The organism is Streptomyces sp. NPDC102274, from assembly GCF_044766385.1.
Classification (GTDB): Bacteria; Actinomycetota; Actinomycetes; order Streptomycetales; family Streptomycetaceae; genus Streptomyces.
Window position 1 is genome coordinate 1 of sequence record NZ_JBIWLW010000027.1, and the last position, 23,608, is coordinate 23,608.

At 69.5% G+C, this 23,608-nt stretch carries 19 protein-coding genes; 10 read left to right on the forward strand and 9 right to left on the reverse strand.

Going from position 1 to position 23,608, the window contains the following annotated elements; translation table 11 throughout:
- Nucleotides 1-193: 193 nt before the first annotated feature.
- Both ACIRQP_RS29545 and ACIRQP_RS29550 read right to left on the reverse strand, forming a co-directional pair.
- Nucleotides 194-1,276: a sugar phosphate nucleotidyltransferase gene (locus ACIRQP_RS29545; RefSeq protein WP_403895014.1), complete on the reverse strand. Its 1,083-nt coding sequence runs from the start codon at nt 1,274-1,276 to the stop codon at nt 194-196.
- 92 nt (nt 1,277-1,368) lie between these two features.
- Nucleotides 1,369-2,697 carry a peptidoglycan recognition protein gene (locus tag ACIRQP_RS29550; RefSeq protein WP_403895017.1) on the reverse strand — a complete coding sequence of 443 codons (1,329 nt, stop codon included), beginning with the start codon at nt 2,695-2,697 and terminating at the stop codon, nt 1,369-1,371.
- A gap of 127 nt (nt 2,698-2,824) precedes the next feature.
- Between ACIRQP_RS29550 and ACIRQP_RS29555 the strand changes: the two genes are divergently transcribed.
- The 4 genes from ACIRQP_RS29555 to ACIRQP_RS29570 all read left to right on the forward strand — a co-directional run bounded on the left by ACIRQP_RS29555 (nt 2,825) and on the right by ACIRQP_RS29570 (nt 9,001).
- Nucleotides 2,825-3,577: a TIGR03089 family protein gene (locus tag ACIRQP_RS29555; RefSeq protein WP_403895020.1), complete on the forward strand. Its 753-nt coding sequence runs from the start codon at nt 2,825-2,827 to the stop codon at nt 3,575-3,577.
- A gap of 297 nt (nt 3,578-3,874) precedes the next feature.
- Nucleotides 3,875-5,155 carry an LCP family protein gene (locus ACIRQP_RS29560; protein WP_403895023.1) on the forward strand — a complete coding sequence of 427 codons (1,281 nt, stop codon included), beginning with the start codon at nt 3,875-3,877 and terminating at the stop codon, nt 5,153-5,155.
- Nucleotides 5,156-5,377: 222 nt separating this feature from the next.
- Nucleotides 5,378-7,222: an LCP family protein gene (locus ACIRQP_RS29565; RefSeq protein WP_403895025.1), complete on the forward strand. Its 1,845-nt coding sequence runs from the start codon at nt 5,378-5,380 to the stop codon at nt 7,220-7,222.
- 45 nt (nt 7,223-7,267) lie between these two features.
- On the forward strand, nt 7,268-9,001 hold the full coding sequence (locus ACIRQP_RS29570; RefSeq protein WP_403895028.1) for an LCP family protein: 1,734 nt from the start codon (nt 7,268-7,270) through the stop codon (nt 8,999-9,001).
- A 117-nt stretch (nt 9,002-9,118) separates the two neighbouring features.
- Here the strand turns inward: ACIRQP_RS29570 and ACIRQP_RS29575 are convergent, their stop codons facing one another.
- On the reverse strand, nt 9,119-10,153 hold the full coding sequence (locus tag ACIRQP_RS29575; protein WP_403895031.1) for a glycosyltransferase family 2 protein: 1,035 nt from the start codon (nt 10,151-10,153) through the stop codon (nt 9,119-9,121).
- Nucleotides 10,154-10,425: 272 nt separating this feature from the next.
- Between ACIRQP_RS29575 and ACIRQP_RS29580 the strand changes: the two genes are divergently transcribed.
- Nucleotides 10,426-11,889: an LCP family protein gene (locus ACIRQP_RS29580; protein WP_403895270.1), complete on the forward strand. Its 1,464-nt coding sequence runs from the start codon at nt 10,426-10,428 to the stop codon at nt 11,887-11,889.
- Between the two features lie 52 nt (nt 11,890-11,941).
- Here ACIRQP_RS29580 and ACIRQP_RS29585 read toward each other — a convergent pair whose 3' ends face one another.
- Entirely contained in the window at nt 11,942-12,496 is a 555-nt protein-coding gene (locus ACIRQP_RS29585; RefSeq protein ID WP_403895034.1) for an acyl-CoA thioesterase, read from the reverse strand.
- A gap of 179 nt (nt 12,497-12,675) precedes the next feature.
- Here ACIRQP_RS29585 and ACIRQP_RS29590 point away from each other — a divergent pair, with 179 nt between their 5' ends.
- The 3 genes from ACIRQP_RS29590 (at nt 12,676) to ACIRQP_RS29600 (ending at nt 16,075) form a co-directional block, all read left to right on the forward strand.
- Nucleotides 12,676-13,932, forward strand: coding sequence for an LCP family protein (locus ACIRQP_RS29590; RefSeq protein ID WP_403895036.1), 1,257 nt, complete (start codon nt 12,676-12,678; stop codon nt 13,930-13,932).
- Nucleotides 13,932-14,357: a cytidine deaminase gene (locus ACIRQP_RS29595; RefSeq protein WP_403895038.1), complete on the forward strand. Its 426-nt coding sequence runs from the start codon at nt 13,932-13,934 to the stop codon at nt 14,355-14,357. Before ACIRQP_RS29590 ends, ACIRQP_RS29595 begins: the two co-directional genes overlap by 1 nt.
- A gap of 122 nt (nt 14,358-14,479) precedes the next feature.
- Entirely contained in the window at nt 14,480-16,075 is a 1,596-nt protein-coding gene (locus ACIRQP_RS29600; protein WP_403895041.1) for a hypothetical protein, read from the forward strand.
- 8 nt (nt 16,076-16,083) lie between these two features.
- Here ACIRQP_RS29600 and ACIRQP_RS29605 read toward each other — a convergent pair whose 3' ends face one another.
- Nucleotides 16,084-16,689 carry a DinB family protein gene (locus tag ACIRQP_RS29605; RefSeq protein WP_403895043.1) on the reverse strand — a complete coding sequence of 202 codons (606 nt, stop codon included), beginning with the start codon at nt 16,687-16,689 and terminating at the stop codon, nt 16,084-16,086.
- A 172-nt stretch (nt 16,690-16,861) separates the two neighbouring features.
- On the opposite strand from ACIRQP_RS29605, the gene ACIRQP_RS29610 reads away from it, so the two are divergent.
- Nucleotides 16,862-17,542 (forward strand): class I SAM-dependent methyltransferase, encoded by a 681-nt coding sequence (locus ACIRQP_RS29610; RefSeq protein WP_403895045.1) that lies wholly within the window; start codon nt 16,862-16,864, stop codon nt 17,540-17,542.
- Nucleotides 17,543-17,656: 114 nt separating this feature from the next.
- On the opposite strand, the gene ACIRQP_RS29615 is transcribed toward ACIRQP_RS29610, so the two are convergent.
- The gene (locus ACIRQP_RS29615) at nt 17,657-18,829 is read right to left on the reverse strand and encodes an acyl-CoA dehydrogenase (protein ID WP_403895048.1); all 1,173 of its coding nucleotides are present in this window, start codon (nt 18,827-18,829) and stop codon (nt 17,657-17,659) included.
- 184 nt (nt 18,830-19,013) lie between these two features.
- On the opposite strand from ACIRQP_RS29615, the gene ACIRQP_RS29620 reads away from it, so the two are divergent.
- A complete protein-coding gene (locus tag ACIRQP_RS29620) occupies nt 19,014-20,360 on the forward strand; it encodes a UDP-glucose dehydrogenase family protein (RefSeq protein ID WP_403895051.1) in 1,347 nt (448 codons plus the stop codon).
- 136 nt (nt 20,361-20,496) lie between these two features.
- Here the strand turns inward: ACIRQP_RS29620 and ACIRQP_RS29625 are convergent, their stop codons facing one another.
- The 3 genes from ACIRQP_RS29625 to ACIRQP_RS29635 are packed head-to-tail and all read right to left on the reverse strand — an operon-like array spanning nt 20,497 to nt 23,425.
- Nucleotides 20,497-21,690, reverse strand: coding sequence for a dipeptidase (locus ACIRQP_RS29625; RefSeq protein WP_403895054.1), 1,194 nt, complete (start codon nt 21,688-21,690; stop codon nt 20,497-20,499).
- Between the two features lie 11 nt (nt 21,691-21,701).
- The gene (gene purE, locus ACIRQP_RS29630) at nt 21,702-22,277 is read right to left on the reverse strand and encodes a 5-(carboxyamino)imidazole ribonucleotide mutase (protein WP_403895057.1); all 576 of its coding nucleotides are present in this window, start codon (nt 22,275-22,277) and stop codon (nt 21,702-21,704) included.
- Nucleotides 22,274-23,425: a 5-(carboxyamino)imidazole ribonucleotide synthase gene (locus tag ACIRQP_RS29635; RefSeq protein ID WP_403895059.1), complete on the reverse strand. Its 1,152-nt coding sequence runs from the start codon at nt 23,423-23,425 to the stop codon at nt 22,274-22,276. The genes purE and ACIRQP_RS29635 overlap by 4 nt, the downstream gene beginning before the upstream one ends.
- Nucleotides 23,426-23,608: the final 183 nt, after the last annotated feature.

Here is a 23,608-nt window from a genome sequence, read left to right on the forward strand (position 1 = left end):
GTCCGGGACACTAAAGCGTGATGTGTGGCGCGCGACCGCCCGCGCCCCGACTGTGGCCCGTCACGCGCCGCAAATCATGCCGTCCCGGGCGCGAGCCCCGGAGCGCCACCCGGCGACAACCCGCACCGCACCACCAGCCCCAGCCCCAAGACGACCGCACCACGCCCCCGGGCGGAAGGCGCACGCCAGATCCCTACACGTCGGAAGAGAACCTCACCGCCCCCGCCGGCAGCACCGCGTCGCACCACACCCGTACCCCCTGCCGCAGCTCGTTGTCCTCCCCCACCACCGCCCCGTCCCCCACCACCACGTCCGACAGCACCGCCCGCGCCCCCACCCGCGCCCCCGCGCCTATCAGCGAGTTCGTGATCACCGCGCCCGGTTCCACGATCGCGCCGTCCAGGATCGCGCTGCCCGCGATGCGCGCGCCGTCGCCGATCAGCGCGGCCGGGCCGATCACGGTGCCGCCCGTGAGTTTCGCGTCCGGGGCGACCGTGGCCGTGGGCAGGATCAGGCGTTCGCCGCACTGGCCCGGGACCGCCGGGGACGGGGCGCGGCCGAGGACGAGGTCCGCCGAGCCGCGTACGAAGGCCTGAGGGGTGCCCAGGTCCAGCCAGTACGTGGAGTCGACCATGCCCTGGAGATGCGCGCCGGCGGCCAGCAGGTCCGGGAAGGTCTCGCGTTCCACCGAGACCGGCCGGCCTTCCGGGATGGAGTCGATCACCGAGCGCCGGAACACATAGGCGCCCGCGTTGATCTGGTCGGTGACTATCTCCTCGGGCGTCTGCGGCTTCTCCAGGAAGGCCGTCACCCGCCCGTTCGCGTCGGTCGGCACCAGGCCGAAGGCGCGCGGGTCCTCGACCCGGGTCAGATGCAGCGAGACATCCGCGCCGGACGACGCGTGGGTCCGGACGAGTGCCCGGATGTCGAGGCCCGTGAGGATGTCGCCGTTGAAGATCAGCACCGGGTCGTCGGGCCCGGAGTCCAGCCGGGAGGCGACGTTCCGGATGGCGCCTCCCGTACCGAGCGGATCCCGCTCGGTCACGTACTCCAGGCTCAGGCCGAGGGACGAGCCGTCGCCGAAGTACGGCTCGAAGACTTCGGCGAGATAGGACGTCGCGAGGACGATGTGTTCGACGCCCGCCGCGCGCGCCCGCGCCAGTTGGTGCGTGAGGAACGGGACGCCGGCCGCCGGCACCATCGGTTTGGGGGTGCGGGCGGTGAGCGGCCGTAGCCGGGTGCCCTTGCCGCCGACCAGGAGGATCGCTTCTGTCACCGTGTCGTCTCCGCTTCCTGCTGGGGCCGGCGCTTCCGTCCGTACATGCATACACGTACGCGTACACAGAACCGACCAGTGTTCGCGACCGCTCAGCGTCGCTGGTATCCGCCCGCCGCCTTCCGTACGGCGCTGAGCTTCCGGTAGAGCCGGTTTCCCGGGCAGTCGGTGGAGAATCCGTCCCGGTGCCCCGAGATGGCGTTGAGCCTGACCTTTCTGCCCTTGCCGTACTTTCCGCTGCCCGCGGAGGTCAGCGTGACCTTCCCCCGTGCGTGGACGCCGTGCAGGCCGAGCTTCCACGCGGTGAGCTTGGCGACGGCGGTCGTCGCGGCGGCACGCGGATTCGTGCCGCCGTACGTTCCGAGGACGGCGATGCCCACGCTGTTGGTGTTGAAACCGAGTGTGTGGGCGCCCCGTACGGGCCTGGTCACGCCACCGGCGCGGCCTTCGTAGATGTTTCCGCACTTGTCGATGGCGAAGTTGTAGCCGATGTCGCGCCAGCCGCTGCTCTTGACGTGGTAGCGGTAGATACCGCGCAGGACTGAGGGCACCTGCTTGCAGCTGTAGTTGTTCCCCGTGGCGCTGTGATGGACGAAGGCCGCCTTGACGGTCCTGGAGTAGCCGAGCCGCCTCTCGCGGAGCCTCTCGTCCGCGCCCCAGCCCCCGCGCGTGATGATGCGCGGGCGCGGTGCCGCGGCGTACGACCTCGTGGAGTTGGGGAGAGCGGCCGGTGTCCCGGCCCTGAGCGGGGTCGGGACCGTTTCCTCGGGTGCGGCCCAATCGCCGCTGTCCTCCGGGGAGATGGCGGTGTCGGGTACGGGCTCGCCGCCGTCCCGCGGCTCGGCGTCCTCGTCCGGAGTGCCCTGCGGATCGCTTCCCGGGTCGATCAGTTCGAGCCGTAGCCCCTGCGGCAGCGGCGCGCGCCTCGGGCCGTTCCCGTCCTCCTCCTCGGCGCCCTGGACGCGCAGTTCCACGCCGTCCGAGCCACCGACCCAGAGCGGGGCGGTGGAGCCGCGCGCGTGTCCCGAGTCGCGCTCTGTCGTGCCGGGGTCGGCGCCGTGTTCCTGGTTGTGCGTCTCCAGGTCCTGCCAGTCGGACCAGAGGGGTGAACCGGCCGTGCGGGTGCGGACCTGGACCGTGCCGTGGAGTTCGGCGTCGGCGTCGTCCCATACGACACCGAGCAGCGAGAAGGGACTGACGTCGCGCCGGGTAACGCCCTGTTCCGTGGCGGCGCCCGAAGAGCGGTCCGAGCCGACCGCCCTCAGGGGGAGCGACTGGGTGGAACCCGGTACGGCGGCCGAGTCCGCGTGCTGTGTGGCCTGTGGGGCTTGTGGGGCGGCGGTCGCGCCCGACGGGGACAGCGGGAGGACCAGGGCGGCGGTGCACGCGACGCCGATCGAGGTTGCAAATGAGGCACGCATGTGCCGATCCTGGGTGCGACACGACCATCGCGCCCGTCGGAAAACTGACGGTCCGTCGGTCCAACCGGTGTACCCCGTCACCGGTACGGCGGTGGCCGTCCGGCTCCCCCGGCGTACCCTTTCCCGGGTGAACTCCAGCGACCGTACCCCTGCCGACCTGCTGCGATCCGCTCTCGCCTCGGATCCGGCCCGCCCCTTGGTCACGTTCTACGACGATGCCACCGGTGAGCGCGTCGAATTGTCCGTGGCCACCTTCGCCAATTGGGTGTCCAAGACCGCGAATCTGCTGCAGGGCGATCTCGCCGCGGCGCCCGGCGACCGGCTCGCGCTGCTGCTTCCCGCGCACTGGCAGAGCGCGGTGTGGCTGCTCGCCTGTTCATCGGTCGGTGTGACGGTCGAGATCGGTGGTGACCCGGGCGGCGCGGATCTGGTGGTCAGCGGACCGGACACGCTCGACACGGCGCGCGCGTGCCGCGGTGAGCGGGTGGCGCTCGCGCTGCGTCCGCTGGGCGGCCGTTTTCCGCGGCCGCCCGAGGGCTTCATGGACTACGCGGTCGAGGTGCCGGGCCAGGGCGACCGGTTCGCACCGTTCGCGCCGGTGGACCCGGACGAGTCCGCGCTGGTTGTGGGCGGTACGGAGCTGTCCGCGGCCCAACTCGTCGCGCGCGCGGGCGCGGACGCCGCGGAGCGCGGTCTCACGCCGGGCTCGCGGCTGCTGTCGGGGCTGGCGTACGACAGTTGGGACGGGCTCTCGGCAGGGCTGTACGCCCCGCTCGCGGCGGGCGGGTCCGTCGTGCTCTGCCGCAACCTCGGGAAACTGTCGGCGGAGGCGCTCGAACAGCGCGTCGAGAGCGAACGCGTGACCGACAAGGTGATGTGACGGGCGGCGGCAGGCGGGCAGGACCGCCACCGGCCACACTCGCCCGCCCTCGCCGCTCGCTTGAACCAGGCGCGCGTGAACCAGGCGTCCTCCACCTGAGAATCCGCTGAGAAAACGCCCCCCTAAAACATATTATCTGCCACATAACGGACCCTGCTCCCCAGGCCGTCGCCCAACCTCGGGTACGTGATCGGCGATACGCGCGACCCGCAGCACAACCAAGCGCGGTGTTCGCCCGTCTACCCCTGCAACCGGCGGCTCAGTGCGCCGTCGACGCCTTGAAGGATGGACGCAGACGTGACCGACAGAGCTGGCACGGCGACCGAACCGGACACCACGTCCGGCAGAGAGCCGTCGACCGGGGCGCCTGGGCCCGATGACATCGATGCCGAGCCCGCCGCCACGCCCTGCAACCCCCGGCGCCACTGGCTGCGTTGGGTCGCGCTGGGCACGTCCGTCGTCATCCTGGCGACCGCCGGAGCCGGCTGGTGGTTCTACCGGCAGCTCGACGGGAACATCACCACCGACACCACCGCCGCCACCGAGTTGCACACGTACGAGAAGGAACGTCCCACCCCCGTCGCCCTCGACGCGCAGAACATCCTGCTCATCGGCTCCGACAGCCGCTCCGGCGAGGGAAACAGCAAGTACGGGCCGGACGACGGCGGGTCGCAGCGCTCCGACACCACGATCCTGCTGCACCTCGCGGCGGACCGGAAGAGCGCGACGGCCATGTCCATACCCCGCGACCTGATGGTGGAGATACCCAGCTGCGCCAAGCCGGACGGCACCCGCAGCCGGGCCCAGTTCGCGCAGTTCAACTGGGCTTTCGAGGCCGGCGGCGCCGCCTGCACGATCCGTACGGTCGAGAAGCTCACCGACATCCGCGTCGATCACCACATGGTGATCGACTTCAGCGGCTTCACGGACGTGGTGAACGCGGTGGACGGTGTCGAGGTCTGCGTCGACGAACCGGTCAAGGACGTCCAGGCGCGGCTCGAACTGCCCGCGGGCCGGCAGACCCTCGACGGCGAGCAGGCCCTCGGCTTCGTACGTGCCCGCCATGGCATCGGTGACGGCAGCGACACCCAGCGCATGGACCGCCAGCAGCGATTCCTGGGCGCGCTCTTCAAGAAGGTGCAGAGCAATGGGGTGCTGCTCAATCCGGCCCGGCTCTATCCGGTGCTGGACGCGGCGACGAAGTCCCTCACCACCGACTCGGGGCTGAACTCTCTCAGCGACCTTTACGAACTGGCACGCTCCATGCGGAGCGTACCGATGGAAAAGGTGCAATTCCTGACCGTGCCGCGCCAGCCGTACACCCAGGACCCGAATCGCGATGAACTCGTCCAGCCCGACGCGAAGAACCTCTTCGAGCGGCTACGCGAGGACGACCCCGTATCGGTCTCATCGGACGTGACGGACGTACAGGACGGCAAGAGCGACAGAGAGAGTGACGACTCCGTGAAGACTTCGGGGAATGACGGCGACGGCGGCAGCGAACCCCCGGCGACGGGGAGCCCTTCACCGGCCCCCACTTTCCAGGGGACAAATGCCGCGGCGGGCATGTGCGGGTAAAGCCGGAACCAAAGGCAGCTCCTCAGTCCATGAAGATTGGGCAGATTGCCCGCTTGTAAGGGATGAGGAATTTGTCACTGGCGTCGCTGGACGTCGAACTGGGCGGATAGTGTGACGCGATCCGGTGCATCCGGCCATCAGGTCGCGCACTACAGGATCGAAAGACCGAGCGTCTTCGGGGGAAGACGCCTCGCGTGGCACCGACGGAGGATTCAAGCAACCGTGGATGCGCAAAGCCGTGGGCAGGCGGACGAAATCGACCCCGCCGACCAGTGGGTCCTCAACCCGCAGACCGGTAACTACGAACTGCGACTGGACCACTCCACAGGGCAGCCGCCCTCCCCCCAGCCGCGCGGCGCCAGAAAAGCGAACGCTCCGCGAAAGGGGCCCGCGAGCCCCCCCTCCGACGAGGGACCGCGGACGCGGGGCGAGGCGCGCGCGGAATCACGGACGGAATCCCGGACGGAATCCCGTGCGGAGTCGCGGGCGGAATCCCGTTCCGGAGGCCGCGGCCGCGGCGGGACACGCGCCGACGTTCCGGGCCAGCGCAGCCGACGCGCGGGGAAGGGCCAGGCCGAGGCGGCGACCGCCGCCGGCCGCCGTAAGCGCAAGCCCCCGAAGTCGGGCAAGAAGAAGGCGCTGGTGTGGACCGGCGGCGTGATGGCGTTCCTCCTCGTGGGCCTCTCCGTCACCGGGTACTTCGTCTACCAGCACTTCAACGGCAACATCGACACGATCGACGTCCAGGGCGCGGGCAGTGGCGGCTTCAAGAAGGACCAGCCCGTCAACATCCTGCTGATCGGCACGGACAAGCGGACCGGTGAGGGCAACGAGGGTTACGGCGACGCGGGCAGTGTCGGCCACGCCGACACGACCCTCCTGTTCCATGTCGCCAAGGACCGTACGAACGCGACGGTGCTCTCCATCCCGCGTGACCTGATCACCGACATCCCCGACTGCGAGACCAAGACCGCCGAGGGCACGAAGGTCATTCCGGGCACCTCGCAGGTGCGCTTCAACACGAGTCTCGGCCAGAGCGACCGGGACCCGGGCTGCACGATGCGTACGGTCAAGGAGCTCACCGGACTCACGGTCGACCACTTCATGATGGCCGACTTCGACGCGGTCAAGACGATGTCGACCGCGGTGGGCGGTGTGGAGGTATGTGTGGCCAAGGACGTCGACGACCCGAAGTCGCATCTCAAGCTGAGCAAGGGCACGCACACCATCCAGGGCGAGCAGGCGCTCGCCTTCGTCCGTACCCGGCACGCCTTCGGCAACGAGAGCGACCTGAGCCGGATCGAGACCCAGCAGCAGTTCCTCAGCTCGATGATCCGGAAGATGAAGTCGGGCGACACGCTCACCAGCCCCAGCAAGCTGTTCAAGCTGGCGGAGGCCGCGACCAACGCGCTCACGGTCGACACCGGCATCGGCGACATCCAGAAGCTCAGCGATCTGGCCACCGAGCTCGCGAAGGTCGACCCGAAGAACATCACCTTCATGACGCTGCCGGTGCTCGACAACCCGGCGGAGGTCGTCAAGGCCACGGTGGTGGTCGACGAGGCGAAGGCCGATCCGCTGTTCGCGATGATGCAGAACGATATCTCCCTGACCGAGGTGCAGCAGAAGGAGAAGGCGGACGAGCAGGCCGCCAAGACCAAGCAGGAAGCGCTCCTCAAGGGAACCAAGGCCGACGCGGCCGACGTACGCGTCGATGTGTTCAACGGTGGCGGTCCGCAGGGCTCCGCGCAGGAGACCCTGAACTGGCTGCAGAACTCCGAGGGCGTACTGAAGTCCACCAACAAGGGCAACGCCCCGGCGGATGTGGCCAAGACGACCCTGGAGTACGCGCCCAACCAGGCCGACCAGGCGCGGGCGCTCGCGGAGATGATGGGGCTGCCCGCCACGGCGATGAAGCCGGGCGCCGAGGACGCCGTAGGACTTGAGGCGATGACACTGACTCTCGGAAAGGACTTCAAGGGCGCGGGAGTGCCCGTCACCGGACCGGCAAAGGCGCCGGAAGGTGTGCAGAAGGTGGAAGCGGACAAGCAGGTCTGCGCCAAGTGATGCCGGAACGCCGGCCCATACGGACGGCCTGAAGAGGGAGTCTGGATGGGTCAGAGCAGCGTACGACGGGAGGGCTCGCGTCAAAGCGTCCCGCATGCCGGGGAGTTGGGCTGGGACGACAGCCTGTACGACGGTGGAGGTGCACAGCCGAGCGGCGCGCCCGCGGACGGCGGAAACGGCGACGGCACCGACGGCGACAGCGGTGACGGTGACGGCAAGGGCCGGCGCAAGAACGGACATGGCAAGGGCGGGCGCGGTGGCACGGCGCGCAGACGCGCGAAACGCGGCCCCTGGCGAATACTTCGCTGGGTCGCCGCCGGGCTGTCACTGCTGCTGCTCGGGACGGCCGGCGCCGGCTATCTCTACTACCGCCATCTCAACAGCAATATCCGCAGCGGCGAGCGCAGCAACGGCGCCAGCGGCCTGGACAAGCCCGTGGCCAACTCGGCGGGCCAGACCCCGCTGAACATCCTGCTGATCGGCTCGGACAGCCGGGCCGACCCCGAGAACGTCAAACTGGGCGGCAGCAAGGACACCGCGGGCAACCCGCCGCTCGGCGATGTGCAGATGCTCGTCCATGTCGCCGCCGACCGGAAGAACGCGTCGGTCGTGAGCATCCCGCGCGACACCCGGGTCGACATCCCGGAGTGCAAGGACGCCGACACCGGCGAGACCTATCCGGCGACCAACGCCATCATCAACGAGACACTGGCCCGCGGCGGCCCCGGCTGCACGCTCTCCACCTGGGAGAAGCTGACCGGCGTCTATATCGACCACTGGATGACGATCGACTTCGCGGGTGTCGTGCAGATGGCCGACGCGATCGGCGGTGTCGATGTCTGCGTCAAGGACAACGTCTGGGACCGGCCGCTGCCCGGGGTCCCGGGAGGCTCGGGGCTGAAGCTCACGGAGGGTACGCATCAGGTCCAGGGCAAGCAGGCGCTCCAGTGGCTGCGTACCCGGCACGCCTTCGAGAGCGACCTCGGCCGCGCCAAAGCCCAGCACATGTACCTGAACTCCATGATCCGCGAGCTCAAGTCGCAGAGCGTCTTCACCGACACCGCCCGGCTGACCGGTCTCGCGGAGGCGGCCACGAAGTCGCTGGAGGTCTCCGAGGAGATCGGTACGGTCAAGAAGCTGTTCGATCTGGCCATGCAGCTCAAGAGCGTGCCGACGAACCGTCTCACCATGACGACGATGCCGACCGTGCAGGATCCGGAGGACGCGAACCATCTGATCGCGGCGGAGACGGACTCCCGCAAGCTGTGGTCGATGCTCCGCGACGACGTGGCCTTCGACGGCAATGGCGACAAGACGGAGACCACCAGGAAGAAGCCGGCCGAGCCGACCGCGAAGGACCCGGCGGCGGCGCCCGCCGACATCGGTGTGATCGTACGCAACGGCACCGGCGGCGCGCAGAGCCCGGTGCCGCGCCGCGCGGCCGATGTCGCGAGCACGCTCAACGGCAAGGGCTTCACGCTGGCCGGCGCCGACTCGAAGCTGAGCCCGCAGGAGACGAGCACGGTCGGCTATCCGAGCGCGGACCTGGAGGGGGACGCCCAGGCGGTGGCCAAGGCCCTCGGCATTCCGCTGACGTCGGTGAAGAAGTCGACGGACGTCTCGGGGGTCACGGTCGTCGTGGGCGCCGACTGGCGCAGCGGCTCGTCCTTCCCGAAGGAGGCCGAACCGGAGGCGGGCGGCATACCGGACACGGCGGACGCGCTCAACGGCGCGAAGGACGACGCCTGCATGGACGTCTACGCGCCGTACCGCTTCTAGGGAAGCAGGCCAGGAAGAAGCAGTAGCTTCAAGGAAGCTCCCGCGTAGACGCGAGCGCCCGCCCGGTGGACCACCGGGCGGGCGCTCGCGTCTGTGCCGGCGAGTGAGGTCCGGGGGTTACGCCTCGACCGGCTGCGCCGCCGGGCGGCGGCTCGCGATGACCTTCTTCGCCAGCGACCGCGGGCTGGTCAGGAAGCCGTAGCCCCACGACATGTGCATGGTGGCCAGCGCCACCGGAATCCGGAGCCGGGCCTTCAGCGACAGCCCCTTGCCCGCCGGGACGGAGCCCGCGGCGATCGCGGCGAGATAGCCGGCAGGTACGACCAGCCCCCAGGGCGTCAGCACGGCGCCGACCACGATGCCCGCCGCGATGGCACAGACGGCCGTCGGCGGGGCGAGATAGCGCAGATTGATCGAGCCCGAGTGGTAGCGGGCGACGACATGGCGCCAGCGGCCGTAGTCCTTGTACTGCTTGGCGAGCGCCCGGACCGAGGGCCGCGGCCGGTACTGGACGCGCAGCTCGGGCGAGAACCAGATGGCGCCGCCCGACTCGCGGATACGGAAGTTCAGCTCCCAGTCCTGGGCGCGGATGAACTCCTCGTTGTAGCCGCCCTGCCGCTCCAGCGCCTCACGCCGGAAGACACCCAGATACACGGTTTCGGCGGGCCCGGCCTCGCCTCCGGTGTGGAAGGCCGCGTTGCCGACCCCGATCTTCGAGGTCATGGCGGCGGCGACCGCGTTCTCCCAGTCGTTCTCGCCCTCGGCGCGCATGATGCCGCCGACGTTCTGCGCGCCCGTCTCCTCCAGGAGCCGGACGGCGGTCGCGATGTAGTTCGGCGAGAGCATCCCGTGCCCGTCGACCCGTACCACGACGGGGTGCTTGGACGCCTTGATCGCGGCGTTCAGCGCGGCCGGGGTGCGGCCGGTCGGGTTGGGTACGGTCGTGACGCGGGCGCGCTCGTGGGACGCGGTCTCCCGTACCAGCTCCGCGGCGATCTCGTCCGTACGGTCCGTGGACGGGCCGAGCGCGATCACCACTTCCATCTCGCCGTCGTACTCCTGCTCCAGGATGTGCCGGACGGAGTTCCTCAGATGGCGTTCCTCATTGAGCACCGGCATGATCACGGAGACCGCGGGCGGCAGGGCAGGCATGTGGTCCTTCAGGGGTCCTTCGGCGGCGGTATGACCGCCCACGTTACCGCGAACGGGGGACAGCGACGCGCGCCGCCCGGTTGCGGACCGGTGTCACTGATCGTATGGGCCTATCGTGCACACGGTCCCCTCACCACACCCTGTTCCACCACCCCTGTTCACGCACGATCCCTGTTCACGCGGAGGTGTTCCCCGTGCCCACGCCGCCCCGCACCACCCGCCGCCCCGCCCCGCCCCGGCGGCCCGGGACGCCGCAACGGCCGCGCTGGGGAATGCGGGTGGCGACCACCCTCTCCGTACTGATCCTGGGGGCGGGCGGGATCGGCCACGCGGTGGTCACCAGCCTCGACACCGGCATCGGCCGGGTCGATCCGTTCAAGGACATGAAGAACCGCCCTTCCGCGGGCCACGGTCTCAACCTCCTGCTCGTCGGCACGGACGGCCGCGACAAGATCACGGAGGAGGAGCGGCGGAAGTACCGGCTCGGTGGCGTGCCCTGCCGCTGCACCGACACGATCATGCTGGTGCATCTCTCCGCGGACGGTGAGCGGGCGAGCGTCGTGAGCGTGCCGCGCGACAGTTACGCGGAGCTTCCCGAGCACACCGACGTGGCCACCGGCAAGCGTCATGAGCCGCACTCGGTGAAGCTCAACGCGGCGTACGCGGAGGGCGGGCCGCATCTGACGGTCAGCACCGTCGAACGCATGACGGGGGTGAAGATCAGCCACTATCTGGAGGTCGACTTCACCAGCTTCATGAAGACGGTGGACGCCCTGGGCGGCGTCGAGATCTGTACGCCCCGGGCGCTGAAGGACTCGTACACCGGACTCGATCTCACCCCGGGCACACACAGCATGAACGGCGGCCAGGCGCTCCAGTACGTACGGTCCCGGCATATCGACGGCGCGGCCGACCTCGGGCGGATGCAGCGCCAGCAGCGCTTCCTGGCCGCTCTGATCGACCGGGCCACCAGCAGTGGGGTGTTGCTGAACCCGGTGCGGTTCAAGGAGGTCTCCTCGACCATGCTCGCCTCGGTACGGGCCGACGCGGGCTTCGGTACGGAGCAGCTGCTCGCCCTCAACGAGGCGATGAGCGGCTTCTCCCCCTCCTCGTCGGAGTTCACGTCGGTGCCGCTGGCCCCCGAGAGCATCCCGGTCAAGGGGGTCGGTACCACGGTGAAGTGGGATCCGGTGAAGTCGAAGGAGCTGTTCCGCGCGCTGCGCGAGGACAGCCCGCTGACGACGCGGCACGGAGCGGCGGCCTCACAGCCGGCCCATGAGCCGGAACAGGGAGGGAAATCGGGCTCGGGACAGGAGTCGGGCTCGGGACGGGAATCGTCGAAGCAGGGGGAGCTGGTCGAGCCGGCCAAGCCCGTCAATGTGAAGCCGCAGGACATCCGGGTACAGGTCTACAACGGGACGCGAACGGACGGACTCGGCAAGCAGGTCGACGACGCACTGCACGCCATCGGCTTCAACACCACCCGTACCCCGCTCAACTCCGACGGGCCGGACCTGCGGCGCACCGTCGTGATATACGACCCGCGCTGGGACCTTTCGGCGAAGTCCCTGGCGGCGGCGCTGCCCGGCAGCGAACTGCGCGCGGTGAAGCAGCAGGGCGGGACGCTCAAGGTGATGGCGGGGACGGACTTCACGGAGGTGAGGCCGGTACGCGCGCAGGACGCCCCCAAGGGCCGGTTCGGGGCGCTGACCGGCGACCAGGTGGTGTGTCCGTAGTCACGGCCGCCGGGGACCGGGTGCGCCACTGATCAGCGGTGATCAGCTCCGATCAGCGGTGGTCGTCGATGCCCTCCGCCACGCGCTTCGCCCGTAGCTCCTTGATCGCCCGCCGCCGGGCGAGCCGGTGCGTACGCCGGATCTGTGCTTCCTGGTGGCGCCGCTTGTCCCGCTCCGACTCCGGGATCACCGGGGGTACGGCCCGGGGCCTGCCGTCCGCGTCCACGGCGGCGAAGACCAGATAGGCGCTGCCGACCTGGGTCGCCGGGCTGGATTCGTTCCAGCGCTCGGCCATGACCCGTACGCCGACCTCCATCGAGGACCGCCCGGTCCAGTTCACCTGGGCGCGGACATGGACGAGGTCCCCGACCCGTACCGGCACGAGAAAGACCATCTCGTCCATCGAGGCGGTGACCGCGGGACCGCCGGAGTGGCGTCCGGCGACGGCGCCCGCCGCGTCGTCGACCAGCTTCATGATCACGCCGCCGTGCACCGTACCGAGGAGGTTGGTGTCGCTGACGGTCATGATGTGGCTGAGCGTGGTGCGTGAGGCGGCGGTGGGCTTACCCGGGAGATCGCTTTCCGCGGGTGGGACCTGAGCTGTCATGTCCTCCACCCTATGCGGGGCACCCAAGGGCCCCCGGGGCGCCGTGGGTGACCGACCCGGTCGACGCCGGCGCACCGGTGCCCCGGGGCGGTCCGCATTGCATCAGCTTGGCAACAGCCCCGACCCGATTTCCTATCTCCCCTGTCTGGCGCATGGCCCGGCCCTGCACACTGGTCCGCATGAATGATTGGCCCGATGGAAGGACCGGCGACCGTGGCGAGCGGAGCAACCGCTACGGGCACGGCAGCGCCGGCGCGCAGCCCGAGGGCGCGCGCGTGATGCCGCATGTGCAGCCCCCTGGTGTCCCTCAGCAGTCCCAGGGATACGACCGGGGTTATGAGCCCGGGTACGACAGCGGGTACAACACGGGCCAGGTCTACGGCTCTCCTCCCGGCGGCGGCGGTCGCGACGGCCACGGCGGTCCGCCGCCGGGCGTCCCCCGCGGACCGCGGCAGGCGCCCGACTGGCGCCGCCGCATCAAGGTCGGCGCGCTGGCGCTGGTCGTGGTGATCCTCGGTGTCTCCATCGGCACGTACTTCTGGGCGGACGGGAAGCTCAAGCGCGAGGTCGATCTCTCCAAGGTCATCGAGCGGCCCGCGTCGGGCGACGGCACGAACTATCTGATCGTGGGCTCGGACAGCCGTGAGGGCATGACCGACGAGGAGAAGAAGGAGCTCCACACGGGCTCGGCCGAGGGCAAGCGCACCGACTCGATGATGATCCTGCACGACGGGTCGAACGGTCCGACGCTGATCTCGCTGCCGCGCGACTCGAACGTGACGATCCCGTCGTTCCGCGGCTCGGAGTCCGGCAAGATGTTCCCGAACACGGGCCGGCAGACCAAGCTCAACGCGGCGTACGCCGAGGACGGCCCCGAGCTGCTCGTCCGTACCGTCGAGTTCAACACCGGTCTGCACATCGACCACTACGTCGAGATCGGCTTCGCGGGCTTCGCCAATATCGTGGACGCGATCGGCGGGGTGGAGCTGGACATCCCGAAGGCGTTCAAGGACGAGAAGTCCGGCGCCGACTTCCAGGCCGGCAAGCAGACCCTGGACGGCCAGCAGGCCCTCGCCTTCGTACGGACGCGGTACGCCTTCGCCAACAGCGACCTGGACCGTACGAAGAACCAGCAGAAGTTCCTCGCGGCCCTGGCCGCGCAGACGGCGACGCCCGGCACGATCCTCAACCCGTTCGCGTTCTATCCGACCATGAGCGCCGGGCTGGACACGCTGATCGTGGACAAGGACATGTCGCTCTGGTCCCTGGGCCAGATGTTCTTCGCGATGAAGGGCGTCACGGGCGGCGACGGCACGTCCATGAACATGCCGATCTCGGGCAGCGTGGGCGGCAACCTGGTCTGGGACAAGGCCAAGGTCAAGGAGCTGGTGAACCAGCTGAACAACGACGAGAAGGTCACGGTCACCAGCGACTGATGCCCGCCTCTCCCGCCCCGTCCCCCGCCGCGCCGGCGCCCGGTGTCGACCACGAGCTGATCGAGGCGGCGGCGGAGATCGCCCGGACCAGGTCCCGCGGCGACCATCACACGATGGCCGCCGCGGCCCGCACCGCCGACGGCCGCGTCGTCACCGCGATCAACGCGTACCACTTCACCGGAGGCCCCTGCGCCGAGCTGGTCCTCGTCGGCTCGGCGGCGGCGCGGGGCGTCTACGACCTGGACACGATCGTGGCGGTGGGCGACCGGGACCGCGGGGTGACACCGCCGTGCGGCAAATGCCGGCAGTTCCTGTTCGACTACTTCCCCGACCTGAAGGTCATCGTCGGCGCGGGCGACCGGCTCCGTACCGTACGGATCTCCGCGCTCCTGCCGGAGAGCTACGTCTGGGCGGACCACCAGTAGAACCACGCGTGCGCCTGGAACCACTCGTGGGCCGTCACCGGCGGACATCGCGTACAACCTTCCTCCGCACCGAGAGGTCGAACGTGCCGTAGATCAATGCGAGCATGTCCGATGGAGGACCCTTGAGAAGGATCATGGCCGCGGTGACCACGGCCGTCGCGCTCTCCGCATCCACACTGATCGCCGCGCCCACCGCGCAGGCTGCCGAGGTCAACCTCCGATCGTTCGCGTGGAGCGCCGAGAAGGACGGCAAGATCCATGTGGTCTACGAGCACTGGGACCGGAACTCGCTTCCGTCCGATGTCACCGTCCAGGTCCGCGCGAAGGGCGACGACGCGGTACTCGCCACGCTCGGCCTCCATGACACCGGGCGCTGCACCACCGCGTCCGACTGCGAGGAGCAGCAGTTCTGGACCGACCCGGTCGAGCTGCCCGCGCTGGGCGTGTACACCGTGGACCTTCTGGTCAGGGCCGGCACGGCGGGTGAGCTCATCGACCGCGACAACGGTGAGCTCAACTACGGCCTCGACCCGAGGCTGACCGTCAGCGCCGACCGTCAGTGGGTGTCGTACGACCACCGCGTCGTCACGATGGACGGCACTCTCGTCGCGCGGGATCCGAACACGCACGAGGTCAAGCCGTTCGAAGGGGCCGGCGTCTACGCCCGCTACAAAGCCCAGGACTTCGTGACGACGACCGCCGACAAGGCGGGGCGCTTCTCCATGCCCTTCGACTTCAACGGTTACGAGACCGGCGCGCGGATCGACCTCTGGTTCCAGGAGAACAACGCGTCGTTCCCGGTGACGGTCCGCGAGCAGCCCCTGAAACTGGCGGTGGACACCCCCGCCCGCTCCGTCACGGCCCCGTACGGGAGCGACGTCCCCGCGCGCGGCAAAGTGACGCGTACGGCCGACGACGGCACCGAGAAGCCGGCGGGCGGCGTCGGTGTCGTGGTCGACGGCCGGCACATCACGAGCACCAAGGCCGACGGCACCTTCTCCGGCGCCTTCCCTGCCACGAGGAACGGTGCCATGCGCCTTGAGCTCGGCCAGGAGCCGTGGTTCGAGAAGGCCGCGTCCCCGTACGACTTCCAGGTCAGGACGGCCGCCATGAGTACGTTCTCGGCGGTCGAGGCCGAGGTGGACAAGTACCGGAAGGTCACCTTCAGCGGCAGACTGGGCGTCACGTCGGGCTCGTACCCGGCCGGGACGACGGGGCGGGTCTCCATCGATCACTCCCCGGACGGCCAGAACTGGTCGAGCGCAGGGCAGTTCACGGCCACGTACGGAGCCGCGTTCAAGCAGACGGCCCCGTTGAAGGGCTCGGTCGGCAGCTACTGGCGCCTGCGCCTGCTGGGGCCCACGGGTGTGGAGAGCCGCGTTCACAAGCTCGGTCGCCAGTACACCGAGATCGACAGTGACGACGTCACACCCGAGGGCGTACGCAAGGGCACGAAGCTCACGGCCAAGGGCAAGCTGATACAGAAGTCCGGCTCGACCTGGAAGGCGTACGCCGGCCAGAAGGTCCGCGTCTACTTCAAGGCCGCCACGCGCGGCGCGGTCTGGAAGGAACTGGGCAGCGCCAAGACCCTCACCAACGGCACGTTCAGCAAGCAGTTCACGGCACAGCAGGACGGCACCTGGCAGATGCGCTACGTCGACACGATGAAGACGCACTACGCGTCGAGCGGGCGCGAGGACTACGTCGACGTGCGTTAGGTTTCCGACTAGGGCGTGTTGCGAGGCGTACGGAAGGCCTCCGCCACGCGCTCCAGTCGGCCTCGGTAATTCTCCCACCACGACCGATCGCCCGGCGGCATGCTGTCGTTGCCCTCCGACATTCCCACGGCCCCGTCGATGAGCTCCCGGACGATGTCGGCGTGGCCGGCGTGCCGTTGAGTATCGGCGATCACACGTACCAGGACGTGGTGCAGTGTCACCTCTCTCCGGTCCTCCGGCCACCACGGGACGTGACCGATCGCGTCGAGCGGCAGCGTGGCGATCGTGGTGTCCGAGTGCTTCCAGGCCTGCTGGTAGAGCCCGACGATCTGTTCGCGGGACTCGTCCGCGGTGGCCCACATGTCCGCGCCCGGTTCGGCGGCCTCCCCGTACCAGGACGGCGGCTCGTCGAAAAACCGTCGCCCGAACGTATCGCCGAAGTACCCCAGCTCCACACTGGCGATGTGCTTGACCAGCCCCAACAGATTCGTGCCGGTCGGGGTCAGCGGACGGCGGATGTCGTACTCCGAGAGCCCGTCGAGCTTCCAGAGCAGCGCATCGCGGGCGGCTTGCAGGTAGTAGAGAAGGTCCGCTTTCGCATTCGATTCGATCATGCCGGGCAGTCTCCCACCCGGCACTGACAGTCGGCCCCGAGAGCGATACCCAACGCCTCGACAGCCCGTCATGAACGGACTCGTTCAGGTGATCGTGCCGATCGGACGGACCGGACATCGGGGAATCGGGGTAGAGCAGGAGCGTCGGCCGGCCGGTGAGAGGCGAGGGACTGTGGGACAGACGCAGGACAGAGGTTCCGGGGACATCGTCGGTCCGGCGCCACAGGCGGCCAGGGCGGCGGCCTACTTCGACTCCCTGGGCCTTGGGTACCAGCATGCGTTCGAGGGCAGGAAGACCTCCCAGATCCAGGCGGCCGAGCGCCTGATGAGCCGGCTGGATCCGGGGGCCCGGGTACTGGATGTGGGGTGCGGTACCGGGCTGCCCACTGCCGGGCAGCTGAGTGCGGGCGGCATGGACGTCACCGGGATCGACGTCTCCGAGGGCCTGCTCGCCCACGCACGCCGCCAGGTTCCGGGAGCACGCTTCGCCAAGGCCGATCTCTTCGACCGGAAACTGGACATCGGGCCGTTCGACGCCGTCGTGAGCTTCTACGCCCTCGTCGACCTGACCGCGGACAAGTTCATCGCCGCGCTGGAGAGACTGCGGGATCTCACGGTCACGGACGGCACGCTGCTGGTCGCCGTTTCGGAGCGGCGTACCGACGACGAGGTGCGGTTCATGGACACGAGCTACTGTCCTGCCCTGTGCCGGCGTGAAGACCTCCCGGACTGGGCCTGCCAAGCGGGGTTGCGGGTAGAGGAGTTGAACATCTGTCCCGAGCAGGGAGCCGAGGGGCAGCCCGAAACCGGTCTCTATCTCTGGGCCCGGCGCCAGGGCGTGTCTGATAAATAGCGCCGTCCGCCCCGCGCGGGTCACGGATCCCGAGGCCCCTCGCGATCAGTCGCGAGGGGCCTCGTCGCATCCACGTACAGGTTCCGACCCGGCAGTTGGTCGGCTCCGGGGCCCTTACGGCAGGTTCCTCGCCATCACGATCCGCTGGATCTGGTTCGTGCCCTCGTAGATCTGGGTGATCTTGGCGTCGCGCATCATCCGCTCGACCGGGTAGTCGCGTGTGTAGCCGTACCCGCCGAGGAGCTGGACCGCGTCCGTGGTGATCTCCATGGCCGCGTCGGAGGCGAAGCACTTGGCCGCCGCGCCGAAGAAGGTGAGGTCCTCCTTGGCGCTGCCCGCGGAGACGCGTTCCGACCTGGCGGCGGCGGAGTAGGTGAGCTGGCGGGCCGCCTCCAGCTTCATCGCCATGTCGGCCAGCATGAACTGCACGCCCTGGAAGTCCGCGATCGGCTTGCCGAACTGCTTGCGCTCCTGGACATAGCCCCTGGCGTAGTCGAGAGCGCCCTGCGCGATGCCGAGTGCCTGGGCCGCGATCGTGATGCGGGTGTGGTCCAGGGTCTTCATCGCGGTGGCGAAGCCCGTACCCTCCTCGCCGATCAGCCGGTCCGCGGGGATCCGGACGTTGTCGAGGTAGACCTCGCGGGTCGGGGAGCCCTTGATGCCCAGCTTCTTCTCCGGGGCTCCGAAAGAGACACCCTCGTCGCCCTTCTCGACCACGAACGCGCTGATGCCCTTGGTGCGCTTGTCCGGGTCGGTGACGGCCATGACCGTGTAGTACTCGGAGACGCCCGCGTTGGTGATCCAGCGCTTCACGCCGTTGAGGACGTAGTGGTCGCCGTCCCGTACCGCCTTGGTCTTCATCCCGCCCGCGTCGGAGCCCGCGTCCGGCTCGGAGAGGCAGTACGAGAACATCGCGTCGCCCTTGGCCAGCGGGCCCAGGTACGTCTTCTTGAGGTTCTCGGAGCCGGAGAGGATCACCGGCAGCGACCCGAGCTTGTTCACGGCGGGGATCAGGGAGGACGAGGCGCAGACCCGGGCGATCTCCTCTATGACGATCACGGTGGCGAGGGCGTCGGCGCCGGCCCCGCCGTACTCCTCCGGTACATGGATGGCGTGCAGATCGGAGGCGACCAGCGCGTCCAGGGCCTCCTGCGGGAAGCGCGCCTCCTCGTCCACCGCCGCGGCGAACGGGGCGATCTTCGCCTCCGCGAGCGCGCGCACGGTGTCGCGGAGCATGTCGTGCTCTTCGGACGGGCGGTACAGGTCGAAATCAGCCGATCCGGCCACGGTCTTTCACTCCCCAGGATGCTAACTACCGTTAAGTAACACAATTTTAGGGGGCCGAGGCGCCACAGGCATAGGTGAGTTTGCCGACAGCCACTCCGTACCAGGAGAAGTGCCCCTGCGGAGCCCCCGCTACGCGCGGCTATGCTCGGGCCCGCACCTGCCCGCACCTCCCTGGAGCACTCACATGGCCCTCAAGATCACCGTGATCGGCACCGGCTATCTCGGCGCCACGCACGCCGCGGCCATGGCGGAGCTGGGCTTCGAGGTCCTCGGCCTCGATGTGGTGCCCGAGAAGATCGAGATGCTCTCCGCGGGCCGGGTCCCGATGTACGAGCCCGGCCTCGAAGAACTACTGCGCAAACATGTCGCCGGGATCGAGGGATCGAGCGGACGGCTGCGGTTCACCATGGACTGGGCCGAGATCGCGGAGTTCGGAGATGTGCACTTCGTCTGTGTGAACACCCCGCAGAAGCACGGCGAGTACGCCTGCGACATGTCGTACGTCGACTCCGCGGTCGAGAGCCTCGCCAAGCATCTGGGCAGGCCCGCACTGGTCGTCGGCAAGTCGACGGTGCCTGTGGGCAGCGCGGAGCGGCTCGCGGCCCGCATCGTCGAGCTGGCGCCCGCGGGCGGCGAGGTGGAGCTGGCCTGGAACCCGGAGTTCCTGCGCGAGGGCTTCGCCGTTCAGGACACGCTGCACCCCGACCGGATCGTGGTGGGCGTACACAGCGAGCACGCCGAGCGGGTGCTGCGCGAGGTGTACGCGACGCCGCTGGGCGAGGGGTCGCCGTTCGTGGTGACGGACTTCCCGACCGCCGAGCTGGTGAAGACCTCCGCGAACTCCTTCCTGGCCACGAAGATCTCGTTCATCAACGCGATGGCGGAGGTCTGCGAGGCGGCCGGCGGGGATGTGGTGAAGCTGGCGGAGGCGCTCGGGTACGACGAGCGGATCGGCAGGAAGTTCCTGCGCGCCGGGATCGGCTTCGGCGGCGGCTGCCTGCCGAAGGATATCCGGGCGTTCATGGCGCGGGCGGGCGAGCTGGGCGCCGATCAGGCGCTGACGTTCCTGCGTGAGGTCGACTCGATCAATATGCGGCGGCGTGGGCACATGGTGGAGCTGGCGCGCGAGGCCGTGGGCGGCGACTCGTCGTTCCTGGGGAAGCGTGTGGCGGTGCTGGGCGCGACCTTCAAACCGGACTCGGACGACGTACGGGACTCCCCCGCGCTCAATGTCGCGGGGCAGATCCATCTCCAGGGCGGCCAGGTGACGGTGTACGACCCCAAGGGCATGGAGAACGCCAAGCGGCTCTTCCCGACGCTGAGGTACGCGCCGTCCGCGCTGGACGCGGTGCGTGGCGCCGATGTCGTCCTGCATCTGACGGAGTGGCGCGAGTTCCGCGAGCTGGACCCGGCGGCCCTGGGCGAGGCGGTGTCGCGCCGGCTGATCCTGGACGGACGTAACGCGCTGGACCCGGCCCGGTGGCGGGCGGCGGGCTGGACGTACCGCGCGATGGGGCGCCCGCGCGCCTGACCGGCCCGGAGCCCGCTCGGCCGGTCGACCGGCCCTGAGTGCTGCTCGGCCGACCACCGGGGCGCAGCCTCGCGCGCCCCGGCGGGAAGACCGCGCCCCGGCGGGAAGACCGCGCCTCGGTGGGAAGGCGCGGACGTCAGCCGTCCAGTTCCTCGATCGTCGCCAGCGACGGACCCCGTTCGTCCCGCAGGCCCCGCGCCACGTCCTCCGCCGCGCGCAGCACCCGTACGGTGTTCTGCCAGGTCAGCTTCGCCAGGTCCGCGGTGGACCACTTACGGGCGAGGAGTTCCGCGATCAGGTTCGGGTAGCCCGCGACATCGTCCAGGCCGGCCGGGGTGAAGGCCGTGCCGTCATAGTCGCCGCCGATGCCGATGTGATCGATGCCGGCGGTCTCGCGCATATGGTCCAGATGGTCCGCGACCGTCGCCGCCGTGGCGGTCGGGCGGGGGTGGGACGCCTCGAACGCCTGGTGGATCTCCATCGCGGGCCCGGTGGTGTCGAGAGGGTGCAGACCGTGGGCTCGCATGTTCTCGTCCGCCGCCTGCGTCCAGGCCACCGCCGCGGGGAGGATGAACTTCGGCACGAACGTGGCCATCGCCACGCCACCGTTCGCGGGCAGCATCTCCAGCACGTCGTCCGGGATATTGCGCGGGTGGTCACAGATCGCCCGTGCCGACGAGTGCGAGAAGATCACCGGCGCCCCGGTCGCGTCGAGCGCGTCGCGCATCGTCGTGGCGGCCACGTGCGAGAGGTCGACCAGCAGGCCGGTCCGGTTCATCTCGCGGACCACCTCGCGGCCGAAGGCCGAGAGCCCGCCCACGCCCGGCATGTCCGTCGCCGAGTCCGCCCACGCGAGATTGTCGTTATGGGTGAGCGTCATATAGCGGACACCCAGGGTATGGAGGGCCCGCAGCGTGGCGAGGGAGTTGTTGATGGATTGGCCGCCCTCGGCGCCCATCAGGGAGGCGATCCTGCCGTGCCGCCGCGCCGTCTCCATGTCGTCCGCCGTCAGAGCGCGGGACAGGTCGCCCGGGTAGCGGGCCAGTAGCCGGCCGACCACGTCGATCTGTTCCAGCGTCGCGCTGACCGCGTCGTCACCGGCCATGTCGGACCGTACGTACACGGACCAGAACTGCCCTCCGACACCGCCACGCCGCAGCCGGGGGATGTCCGTGTGCAGCTTGCCCGACAGGTCGTCCGCGATGTCGAGCCGGTCCAGGTCGTAGCGCACATGCTCGCGCAGCGCCCAGGGCAGGTCGTTGTGTCCGTCGACCACCGGGAACTCGGCCAGCAGGGCACGGGCCTCGTCGAGGAAGGGCGTGGAGTCCATCGCCGTGACCGTCACTTTCCGAATCCGAAGTGGTCCGCGCCTTCGGCTTTCGCGCGCAGCCGCTTGCCCTTCGCCGTCGCCTGGTCGTTCAGCTCCTGCTGGAACTCCCGCATCCTGGACTGGAGTTCGGGGTCGTGGGCGGCGAGGACACGGGCGGCCAGCAGCCCCGCGTTCCGGGCGCCGCCGACCGAGACCGCGGCGACCGGCACACCGGCCGGCATCTGGACGATGGACAGCAGCGAGTCCATGCCGTCGAGGTACTTCAGCGGTACGGGGACACCGATCACCGGCAGCGGGGTCACCGAGGCGAGCATGCCCGGCAGATGCGCCGCGCCGCCCGCGCCCGCGATGAGCGCCTTGAGTCCGCGCCCGGCGGCCTCCTCGCCGTACGCGATCATCTCGCGCGGCATACGGTGCGCGGAGAGGACATCCACCTCGTACGGGATCTCGAACTCGTGGAGGGCCTTCGCGGCGGCCTCCATCACGGGCCAGTCGGAGTCCGAGCCCATGACGACGCCGACCAGGGGGGTGGCGCGCGCGTCAGTGCCCGACGAGGGGCGGTGGCCGGGTGACGGGTGGGATGTCATTCGGTGATCGTTCCTCGGAGGTAGCCGGCGGCATGGCGGGCGCGCTCCAGCACGTCGTCCAGGTCGTCGCCGTAGGTGTTGACATGCCCCACCTTGCGGCCGGGTTTCACGTCCTTGCCATACATATGGATCTTCAGCTGCGGGTCCCGGGCCATGCAGTGCAGATAGGCCGCGTACATGTCCGGATAGTCACCGCCCAGCACATTGCACATGACCGTCCAGGGCGCACGCGGGCGCGGGTCGCCGAGCGGCAGATCGAGTACGGCGCGCACATGGTTGGCGAACTGCGAGGTGATCGCGCCGTCCTGGGTCCAGTGCCCGGAGTTGTGCGGGCGCATCGCCAGCTCGTTGACGAGAATGCCGGGGGTCCCGTCGTCGGAACGGGTCTCGAAGAGCTCCACCGCGAGATGGCCCACGACCCCCAGTTCGGCGGCTATCCGCAGGGCGAGCCGCTGGGCCTCGCCCGCCAGCTCGTCCGGCAGTCCGGGCGCGGGGGCGATGACGGTGTCGCAGACGCCGTCGACCTGCCGGGACTCGACCACGGGGTACGCCACGGCCTGGCCGTGTGGGGAGCGGACGATGTTCGCGGCGAGCTCCCGTACGAAGTCGACCTTCTCCTCGGCGAGCACGGGGACCCCGGCCCGGAAGGGCTGCTCGGCCTGCTCCTCGGACCGTACGAGCCAGACGCCCTTGCCGTCGTAGCCGCCGCGCACCGTCTTGAGGATGACCGGGAAGCCGCCCACCTCGGCCGCGAAGGCGGCCACGTCGGCCGGGCCGGTGACGATGCGGTGGCGCGGGCAGGGCGCGCCCAGCTCGGTCAGCCTGGCGCGCATCACGCCCTTGTCCTGCGCGTGCACCAGCGCGTCCGGGCCCGGCCTGACGGGTATTCCGTCCGCCTCCAGGGCACGCAGATGTTCGATCGGTACATGCTCGTGATCGAACGTGATCACATCGCAGCCGCGCGCGAAGTCACGCAGCGTGTCCAGGTCGCGGTAGTCGCCGACGACGACCTCGCTCACCACCTGGGCCGCCGAGTCCTGCGGGGTGTCACTGAGGAGCTTGAATCTGAGGCCGAGGGGGATACCCGCCTCGTGGGTCATACGGGCGAGCTGACCGCCGCCGACCATGCCGACTACCGGGAATGTCACGCCCCCAGGGTATCCGCCGCCCGGCGGGCCCGGCTCCCGCGCGCTGCCGCGCCCACGCCCCGTACGGGCGTCCCCCGTATGGGCGCCACCCATCGTGACCGAGCGTGACGTACGGTCGCCCAGGCGGCCGAAAGGACCGCTGGTTAGCATGGTTCGGAACTGACATCGACCGGACGGGGCTGA

What these genes read in the sequence shown, in the direction of transcription:
- ACIRQP_RS29570 (WP_403895028.1), top strand. Translation starts at nt 7,268, where the DNA reads ATGGGTCAGAGCAGCGTACGACGGGAGGGCTCGCGTCAAAGCGTCCCG.
- ACIRQP_RS29590 (WP_403895036.1), top strand. Translation starts at nt 12,676, where the DNA reads ATGAATGATTGGCCCGATGGAAGGACCGGCGACCGTGGCGAGCGGAGC.
- ACIRQP_RS29620 (WP_403895051.1), top strand. Translation starts at nt 19,014, where the DNA reads ATGGCCCTCAAGATCACCGTGATCGGCACCGGCTATCTCGGCGCCACG.
- ACIRQP_RS29605 (WP_403895043.1), bottom strand. Translation starts at nt 16,689, where the DNA reads ATGATCGAATCGAATGCGAAAGCGGACCTTCTCTACTACCTGCAAGCC.
- ACIRQP_RS29595 (WP_403895038.1), top strand. Translation starts at nt 13,932, where the DNA reads ATGCCCGCCTCTCCCGCCCCGTCCCCCGCCGCGCCGGCGCCCGGTGTC.
- ACIRQP_RS29550 (WP_403895017.1), bottom strand. Translation starts at nt 2,697, where the DNA reads ATGCGTGCCTCATTTGCAACCTCGATCGGCGTCGCGTGCACCGCCGCC.
- ACIRQP_RS29625 (WP_403895054.1), bottom strand. Translation starts at nt 21,690, where the DNA reads ATGGACTCCACGCCCTTCCTCGACGAGGCCCGTGCCCTGCTGGCCGAG.
- purE (WP_403895057.1), bottom strand. Translation starts at nt 22,277, where the DNA reads ATGACATCCCACCCGTCACCCGGCCACCGCCCCTCGTCGGGCACTGAC.
- ACIRQP_RS29585 (WP_403895034.1), bottom strand. Translation starts at nt 12,496, where the DNA reads ATGACAGCTCAGGTCCCACCCGCGGAAAGCGATCTCCCGGGTAAGCCC.
- ACIRQP_RS29575 (WP_403895031.1), bottom strand. Translation starts at nt 10,153, where the DNA reads ATGCCTGCCCTGCCGCCCGCGGTCTCCGTGATCATGCCGGTGCTCAAT.
- ACIRQP_RS29580 (WP_403895270.1), top strand. Translation starts at nt 10,426, where the DNA reads ATGCGGGTGGCGACCACCCTCTCCGTACTGATCCTGGGGGCGGGCGGG.